At 35.2% G+C, this 8361-nt stretch carries 11 protein-coding genes; 10 read left to right on the forward strand and 1 reads right to left on the reverse strand.

What is annotated here, in order from left to right:
• Positions 1–295: 295 nt before the first annotated feature.
• Both DD829_RS01565 and DD829_RS01570 read left to right on the forward strand, forming a co-directional pair.
• A complete protein-coding gene (locus DD829_RS01565; protein ID WP_228408099.1) occupies positions 296–1036 on the forward strand; it encodes a hypothetical protein in 741 nt (246 codons plus the stop codon).
• Between the two features lie 422 nt (positions 1037–1458).
• Entirely contained in the window at positions 1459–2298 is an 840-nt protein-coding gene (locus tag DD829_RS01570) for a toprim domain-containing protein (protein ID WP_108411498.1), read from the forward strand.
• A gap of 489 nt (positions 2299–2787) precedes the next feature.
• On the opposite strand, the gene DD829_RS24280 is transcribed toward DD829_RS01570, so the two are convergent.
• Positions 2788–2922, reverse strand: a complete 135-nt coding sequence (locus DD829_RS24280; RefSeq protein WP_262497938.1) for a hypothetical protein — start codon at positions 2920–2922, stop codon at positions 2788–2790.
• Between the two features lie 204 nt (positions 2923–3126).
• Here DD829_RS24280 and DD829_RS01575 point away from each other — a divergent pair, with 204 nt between their 5' ends.
• The 8 genes from DD829_RS01575 to DD829_RS01615 all read left to right on the forward strand — a co-directional run bounded on the left by DD829_RS01575 (position 3127) and on the right by DD829_RS01615 (position 8088).
• Positions 3127–3525 (forward strand): single-stranded DNA-binding protein, encoded by a 399-nt coding sequence (locus DD829_RS01575; RefSeq protein WP_108410398.1) that lies wholly within the window; start codon positions 3127–3129, stop codon positions 3523–3525.
• A 243-nt stretch (positions 3526–3768) separates the two neighbouring features.
• On the forward strand, positions 3769–3966 hold the full coding sequence (locus DD829_RS01585) for a DNA-binding protein (RefSeq protein ID WP_108410397.1): 198 nt from the start codon (positions 3769–3771) through the stop codon (positions 3964–3966).
• Between the two features lie 26 nt (positions 3967–3992).
• On the forward strand, positions 3993–4457 hold the full coding sequence (locus tag DD829_RS01590; protein WP_108410396.1) for a hypothetical protein: 465 nt from the start codon (positions 3993–3995) through the stop codon (positions 4455–4457).
• 11 nt (positions 4458–4468) lie between these two features.
• Positions 4469–5065, forward strand: coding sequence for a PRTRC system protein E (locus tag DD829_RS01595; protein ID WP_108410395.1), 597 nt, complete (start codon positions 4469–4471; stop codon positions 5063–5065).
• A gap of 12 nt (positions 5066–5077) precedes the next feature.
• Positions 5078–5296, forward strand: coding sequence for a PRTRC system protein C (locus tag DD829_RS01600; protein ID WP_108410394.1), 219 nt, complete (start codon positions 5078–5080; stop codon positions 5294–5296).
• Between the two features lie 75 nt (positions 5297–5371).
• A complete protein-coding gene (locus DD829_RS01605) occupies positions 5372–6541 on the forward strand; it encodes a hypothetical protein (RefSeq protein ID WP_108410393.1) in 1170 nt (389 codons plus the stop codon).
• 27 nt (positions 6542–6568) lie between these two features.
• Positions 6569–7285, forward strand: coding sequence for a PRTRC system protein B (locus DD829_RS01610; RefSeq protein ID WP_108410392.1), 717 nt, complete (start codon positions 6569–6571; stop codon positions 7283–7285).
• Complete coding sequence (locus tag DD829_RS01615) at positions 7282–8088, forward strand: PRTRC system ThiF family protein (RefSeq protein WP_108410391.1); 807 nt, start codon at positions 7282–7284, stop codon at positions 8086–8088. The genes DD829_RS01610 and DD829_RS01615 overlap by 4 nt, the downstream gene beginning before the upstream one ends.
• Positions 8089–8361 lie beyond the last annotated feature (273 nt).

The raw sequence follows: 8361 nt of genomic DNA on the forward strand, positions 1-8361 counted from the left end.
TATCCCGAAAAACCTTCGGTAAACTTCCCTAATTGGATAAATTAAAAAAAACACCATAATTTATTGAAATTTAAAGATTTATCGTCGAGTTCACGTTATTTTTAATATCATTTCGATTATCAGCAGTGAGCAGTTCCGCCCTGAAGACCGTCCGAAACAGCTTTCTCTGTTTGATGAAGAATTTGAAACCGAAAATAATATTTTTGCCTCTATTAAAATCCGGAACAGCAAAATCTCTCCGAGCGGCTCGACAAAACAGGTTGTAGAAGCCTATGAGTTTCTTGCCCGGTTCAAAATGGGATGGTATAAATCGGTCAATTCAAAAGGAAAAGAGATTAGAACCTTTGGTGGGCTGATCTCAACTCCTAGTTATGACCAACGTGGTTTTACAAGCTTTCTCATCAGCAGCTACTGGCTGAAAAAGCTGATGATTATTCCCGAATACAACTACATCCTTTACAATCTGGTGTATAATATCAGAAACAACAAGCATATTATTTTTGCCATCTGGCTTTCAAAACTTCCCGAAGACGGAACCATGATGAAACTTTCTTCATTGAACAAAAAGTTTGGACTGAACTATAAAACCGCTAATGATTTTTGCTTCAAGTTTCTCAAAACGGCAAAAATAAACTTCAATAGGTACAATAACCTTTCATTTAATTATCATTATAAAGGTGATTTTATTTTCATTCATCCTTTTTATACCAAGATGATTAGCGGTACAGATATACCGGAGAATACAACAGAAAAGTCAAAAGTTACAAGGAGGCTCTATTATTTCAGTAAAAGATATGGTCTGGAGCAGCGCGAAATGCTTCAATTTTCCTACCAATACAAAACGATTCCACAAACCCGTCAACTGATAGAAAAGGCTTTCAGTGAATTTATAAGGATTAACAGGCTGAAAGGGACAAAATCCACGAATTATCAGGGAACGGCTTTTTTAAACAAAATACAGGAACTTATTTTACAGCTATACAGGGAAACAAAAATGGGGGAAATACTGCCTAATGGTTATCCCGTGATTCTCTGATTTCGGAATTGCGCTCATCCGTATTTCGGATTTGTACTCATTCGGAATTCGGAATTGCACTCGCTGAAGTTAAGGAATTGTTAAAATTTGGTTTTTTATGATGCTGATTTCGGAATTGCACTCATTCCGATATTGTAAAGCCAGTGAAAATGACAGATACGCTAAAAAGAAATGATGAAAACAGAGTTCAATTCGGATTTGCGCTCATGCGGTAAAGTGCATCTTTTCGGAATTGCGCTCATCTGTATTTCGGATTTGCGCTCATTCGGAATTCGGAATTCCACTCATTTGAAAATCAGTGCAAACGCTTTGTGACAGGCAGATACCACGAGCTGTTAAAAGTTTATTTAAAAGATAATAAAAGTCTTTTTTTTTATTAAAAGGGAAATCCAGGGTAAAAAATTGCTTTAAAAAGAAAAAAAATGAATTGCGAAAAAATCAAACAAAAAGTCGGAGTCCGGACGGTTTTGGAATCCTTCAATTTTTTTCCGGCGAAAGAAAACGGGAAAACTGCCTTTTATTTTGCGTTGGATAGGGAGGAAAAGATTCCCAGCCTTTTTGTCGATTTTATTAATAACAAAGCTTTCGATTTCGGAACAGGAAAGAGTTATGATGTCATTTCTATTGTTCAGCAGGTGAACAAGTGTACTGTTTCGGAAGCTTTGAAATACCTCTCAAAATTTGATTTTTCAATACAGGATCAAAAACAAAAGGAAGAGATCAGAACACGGCCTCATTACAGGATATTGGAAGTAAAAAGAATCGGGCATCCGGTTTTAATTCAATATCTTAAAATGAGGAAAGTTTATCAACAGAGAGACTTGGTTAAAGAGCTGCATTATCAATTAAACGGAAAAAAATATTTTGGAATTGGGTTTGAAAATAATTCGGGCGGGTTTGAAATCCGTAATTCGTATTCAAAAATCTGTTTGGGAAAAAAAGATGTGACTTTGATTCAGGGAGAAGAAAACAATAAAGAAATCACGGTATTTGAGGGCTTTATAGATTATCTGACCTTTAAGAATATAGAAAAGACAAAAAATTCCGATTATCTGATTCTTAATTCTACGGTAATGCTTTTCAAAGCAATAAAAACACTTGGTGAATACGATAAAATTTACCTGTTTCTTGATAATGATTCTAATGGAAATATCACTAAAAACAAAATATTAACGAAACATAAACATGTAGAGGACTGTTCTCTAGTTTATCGAGATTTTAAGGATCTTAATGAGTGGTTTTGCCAAGGATATATTGAGTAACTGGTTCTTTGAATGGTCATCTTTGTAAGTGAGTTTGTTTAGAATCACTATATTTGAAATGAAAACTTTTCCAACAATCATCATTTTTTGAGTCTCCTTTACGAGGAGGCTTTTTTGCTGATTGTGAAGCTTATAAAGATATTTTAATGTCAAATAATTTATGTAACCTCATTTTATTGGCTACCACAAGTGCTTTATTATTAAGATTTATATACCTAATTTTTTCAGCTTCTTCAACTAACAAAAATATAAAACCTTCAATAAAAACTGTTAATTTTTAGAATTCCGGTCTTGAATGTTGATGACGATCTTAAGAATAAACTTCAAAATCACATCAATACAAGGAAAAATCCAATTATTCATTATTGTTTTAGATCATTCCAGGGTTAAATATCACCTATTCAATTCATATATATAACTGTGGTTTTTCACTTTTTACTGTAGCAAATGTAGTACAGGTCATTCACTCAAAAAAATCTTTTTGGGTTTCTACAAAAATTCTTTCCACTGCGCTCCAACAATTTTTCCAGACACTCCTGAATCCTTTGGACAAAAAGATTTCGGAGCCTTCATTTCACTTTGTTCCATTTCGGTTTTAAGTGCCTGACCCTGTACTATGGTCATTTAGCAAAGAAAAAGTCGGAACCTCAGTTATACGAATCAAACAGTCGCTCTTTAACATAAGAATAATCAAACAAAAAAATAAATAATGCTTTTCCCATTGGAAAAGGTGAAAAGAAAGAAGCCGAGTGTCCTCGATACCGAATCAAATCACTCGAAATTTTACAACTGAAAAAAAGTAATGCTTAACAATTAAAACAAAATATTATGAACACTATTGTCGGTAGAATTACCAGAAACGCAGAAATCAACACATTAAAAAACGACAGACAGGTCGTGAATTTTTCAGTAGCTATTAACGACAGCTACAAGACCAAGCAGGGAGAACGCAGGGAACTGACCACGTATTACAATTGTTCGTACTGGATAAGCCCGAATGTTGCCAAAATCCTTACCAAAGGAACGGTGGTAGAATTAACAGGCAGGGCAAGCTCAAGCGCATGGATAGGTAAAGACGGTGAAATCCGTTCAGGATTGAATTTTCATACTTCATACATTCAGGTTTATGGAGGTGGAAGAAATGTTGAAAGTGAACCGAAGCAAAACGCAACGCAAGAATCAAACAATCCTTTTGCAGGGGATACGGATGATGATTTACCATTTTAATAATTAACCCAAGATTACCTTAAAAAAACGTATGGAATCACAATATAATTTTCAGATGAAATCCCGAAATGACCGAACAGAATGGGAGCAGGTAGCAATATACTTCAAAATCCATTGTGACAGGACAACAGCGATACACTATGCAAGAAGCTTGTCATTGAAATTTAACAAGGAAATCCGATTGACACAGGGTGCAGACCCAATGAAAACAAGTGGAACATACATCTATGAAAATCCCTGACTATGAAAACAAAATCAAAAACCGAAGCCAAAAAACTGGCAAAAGCTTACAGCTATAATAAAGATTACACAGATGTACCTGTATATGTTATTTATTGTAGCCGAACAGAAAAATATTATGTAGACACCAACGGCTTAATACGGCTTTGGGAAAAGCTTATCGGCTACTACGTGAACGGGGTTTATACCTCTGAGAAATAGAATTTATAACATAAAAAAACAAAAAAATGAAACGATCTGATATACCAACGGAATATTTACTTGTAAAAGCAAAGACCAACAGTGAATGGGATGCTTGCGATTTTGCCATTATCAACATTACAGGGGAGTGGAAACAAACCCAAAAGAAACGCCTTGAAGTTATAAAAATCATTGAAACTGATGAAAATATAAAGTCTCTAAACTATTTCGATACCCATGTGGAGTTCTTTAGATTTTCGAAAGTATATTATCCTGTGGTTGAAGAGTGGCTCTCTGAGAGAAACAGAGTTTTCATTGAATTAGAGAAAGAGGATTTAAAAGAACTGAAACAACCTAAAAATAGTCTGTGTCATTACCAGATGCAGATATCTAAGGATGGAAATGCCATTTATAAAGCCTATGGAAAGCATACGGAAGAAGAATTTAGGACGGTGGAGTTTTCATTATGGGAACTTATAGACTTCAATACTCATTTAGTAATTAATCCATAACCCAACAAATTATGCAAACCAATTTTTTCAATCAGATAGCCAAAATGGATATTAATAGTAAGTTGATACTAACCATTGTCAAAGCAAACGAAAGCCAAATAGTGGCTTCCATATTAGTACAAAATGATGGATGTGGAGATAAAGCGAAAAATATCATTCCACCTCTTAACCTCAAAGGAACGGCGGACGAACTTGATGCCGAATTTTTTGAACACATTAAAGCCCCATTAAAAACCGCTTCGGGACTGATGGTCGGTATGGAAAGCTTTATGAAGCAATTAGAGGAAGCCAAAAAGCAGTCGGCAATGGAAAAAGAAAAATCCGATAAGGAAAAGAAGGAAAAAGAAGCCAAAGAGAAAAAGTATAAGGATGCTTTTCAAAAAGCCGAAGAACTCGAAAAAGATGGCAACTACAAAGGTGCATGGTCAGCACTTCCAAAGGTTTCAGAATGTCCCGACTATGCGGAAACTATCCGAAAAAAACAGGATGAGTACGAAAGACACTTTGCCCCAAGCCTGTTTAATACCGTAAGTGTAGAAAATATCGAACAAAAACAGGAACAAGAGCATGAAGAGGAACAAGAACAGGAACAAAATTTTCAACCTTAAAAATCAACAATTATGTTACTTGCAACCCAATTAGAAAGAGTTTTTATCCTGAAAGATAACGGACAGGAAATTCGATTGACAGACCCCGAACCCAAATGGAGCGTTGAAGCGGTAATGAATTTTTACGCCAATACCTATCCAATTTTAACAACTGCAAAAGTATCTGCACCACAAATCAAAAATGACACAGTAGAATACCATTTTGAAAGTGTAATGGGAACGAAAGGCTGATAAAATTTTGTGGTTGGGTTTTCAGTAATCTTCTTTACATCCAACCACTATTTACCAAATATCAATCACTAAATTATGATGAATGCAACGAAAAATTATATCGGGAAAAATACAGCTTCCCGAACAGCAAAGACAAAAGCAACTGCACAGGCAGTTGGGAGAGTTCGCCCATTGGATGCAAAGACCAAAGGATGCAGGCGAAATACAGAAAGACAAAATGAAAGCAGTGCCGATAGCCATGCTACCCATGCTTTTCTAAAATGCTCATTTCTGCCTAAACTGAAAGACACACCATATATACAGGATGCGACGAAAACAGGCAAAATGGAAAGGGATTTTTACCAGTCCCTTTCCCAATTGGCTGAACATTACGGAATCACACCTGCACTTTCAAAACATTTAGGTTTTCCTTACAATATTGCTTTTGCTTTAGAGGATATCAAAAAGCAGTTAAAAATTAAGATAAAAAATTGGGAAAAAATCCGTTTGGTACAGGATAAAAAGAAAACTTATTTTTTGAGCGAAGAAAGATATAATACTGGGGCTATATTGTATTACATTCCGATAATTCCACTGTACCGACTATCTAAAAATCCCAATTATAAAAAAGCGACACAACTTTTGCAATCCGTCTGCTCATATTTGTATCACATCGCAGATGTTCCCTATTACAGACAACAGGAAAGCTACCTGTGTTGGATGTACGAAATGATTTCGGAGTGGCTCATTGATGATGAAACCGAAGATACTCCTGAATATTTACGTGAAATAAGGCAAAGTGAGTGGATTGGTGACTATATGGAGCAAAAAATATTCAATCATCAGAATCTAATCCGATTTAAACAGAGAATCAATCGTTTTGAAAATAGAGATTCCTTTGAAACCGATTGTCTTTTATTAGCTTGTGATACCCTTGCCCTCTATGAAATGTTTCCTGATGCTACTATTTACAGGAATATTCAACGAAGAGAAACAAATACAGATGACGAAGACTACTACGAAGATTATCATGAAAGAACCATCACAATGGAAAAATATGTTTCGTTCTGTGCAGATGATAAAGGAATATTATTTCAGACTTTATTTGATTCTGTTAATGCTGAATTTCAGGAATGTACGGAAATAGAAGAACCAAGCACCCAAAAAAGGTTTGACGGAACAAATGTCAGCAATAATAACCTTGATTTTGAAAATTGCATTTTTCCCCTGATTGAAAGATTAATTGACATTTTAAACAACATTTAAATTATATACCATTTAAAATATAACCCCATGAACGATATAACCCATCATTTCGGAACACTGTATCATCCCGTTTCAGCACTGGTTATTTATCAGGCTGACGATGATGATAATTGGGACACCTATGTGGAGCATTTTGATATGGATAAAGATGGAAATCCTATTAATGCCCACCCTTTAAGCGAAAGAGAAGCCAAAATATTGGCAAAGTCCCTTAATACGAAAAAAGAAAAAAATAAAGCATTTCTGAAACCTGAAAGTATTCTGCCTACCAATATTTTATATATCAACCCAACCGAAAAAGGCTCAGTAATATGGTATACCAAAGCCAGGAAAACAAAGCTCTTTTTCACTGAATCCCTTGAAATTCCTAATGGTACGGCATCCATTCCCGCAATGCTGTGGGTGGCTTCAAAACAGCATCTTACTGTATTTACCCTTATTTCAGACAAAAGACCCACAGAAAAAACAGCATTATACCATGCTCCTTTTTTTAATGTGTATGAAAACGGAAACGTCTGTATGGGAACAGTCAATGTAGACATTAAAAAATCGGCTTCGGTTGAAGAATTTATTCGCGCTTGGGAACACTATTTTTTTAACAGTAAGTTCAGCCATTTAAACAATCACAACCCTACCAATGGCAACTGTGTAAATATGTGGAAAGAACTTATGGATACAGAAAAACCGTTTCCGAAAGAAATATTGAAAAAGACCAATAAAATACTTAAAAATATACTGCCATGACAAGTGAAAAAACAAAAGTCCATTTTACAGACAATTACCTGATTAATCCTACCAATCCTGTAACCATTAATCTAATTGGTGCAGGAGGAACAGGCTCAAAAGTATTGACAGCATTAATGGAAATGAACCACAACCTGATTCAGTTGGGACATGCAGGATTGTCCGTACGACTTTGGGATGATGATCTCATTACAGAAGCTAATTTAGGGAGACAGCGTTTTGCCGAATCAGAAACAGGATTATACAAGTCTGTTGCCTTAATTAATCGTGCTAACCGTTGGATGGGAACAAACTGGAAAGCAGAAACACAAAAATTTAAACTTAGTGAATCAGAAAAATTTTCTGAAAATATAACAGCAAATATTTACATATCCTGTGTTGACAGTGTGAGTGCAAGATTTGAAATAGCGGATATATTAAAAAGGCTGAATACAGGCAGATATTATGCTAACCGTCCGTTATATTCCTTAGATTTTGGAAACAGCAAAAATACAGGTCAAACAATATTGTCAACCATTGGAACAATCAGACAACCCAATTCCGAGAAATATGAAACGGTAGATCATTTACCTTTTATCACCGATGAGTTTGGGGACTTATTAAAACAATCCGAAGAGTCCGATGATACACCAAGCTGTTCATTGGCAGAAGCACTGGAAAAGCAGGATTTGTTTATCAACTCAACATTGGCACAAATGGGGAGCTCTCTATTGTGGGGTTTATTCAGGAACGGATTAACAGAAAACAGGGGATTTTTTCTTAACCTTAAAAATTTTCATTCCCAACCTATAAAAATTGGATAATTTTTGCCGCCTGAGAAAAATCGGGCTGCAAAAATGCATTTCCTCCCTTTGGTCGGAAACGCATTTTTGCGGAAAGCGGTGCAACCCCATTTCTAAAACATTACCGAATGTTAGCCGGGTATGTTTTTGAAAAAAGGTTGCGGGATTGATTTATAGTAATTAATTCCCAATTAAATAGTTGTTCCTTAGAATTGCAATAATGTTTTGATTTTCAATACACTGTAATTAAAGTATGTTCAAAATCATTGTAAAAAATTGCAGAAAATCGTATTT

The organism is Chryseobacterium sp. HMWF035 (assembly GCF_003094695.1).
GTDB lineage: Bacteria > Bacteroidota > Bacteroidia > Flavobacteriales > Weeksellaceae > Chryseobacterium > Chryseobacterium gambrini.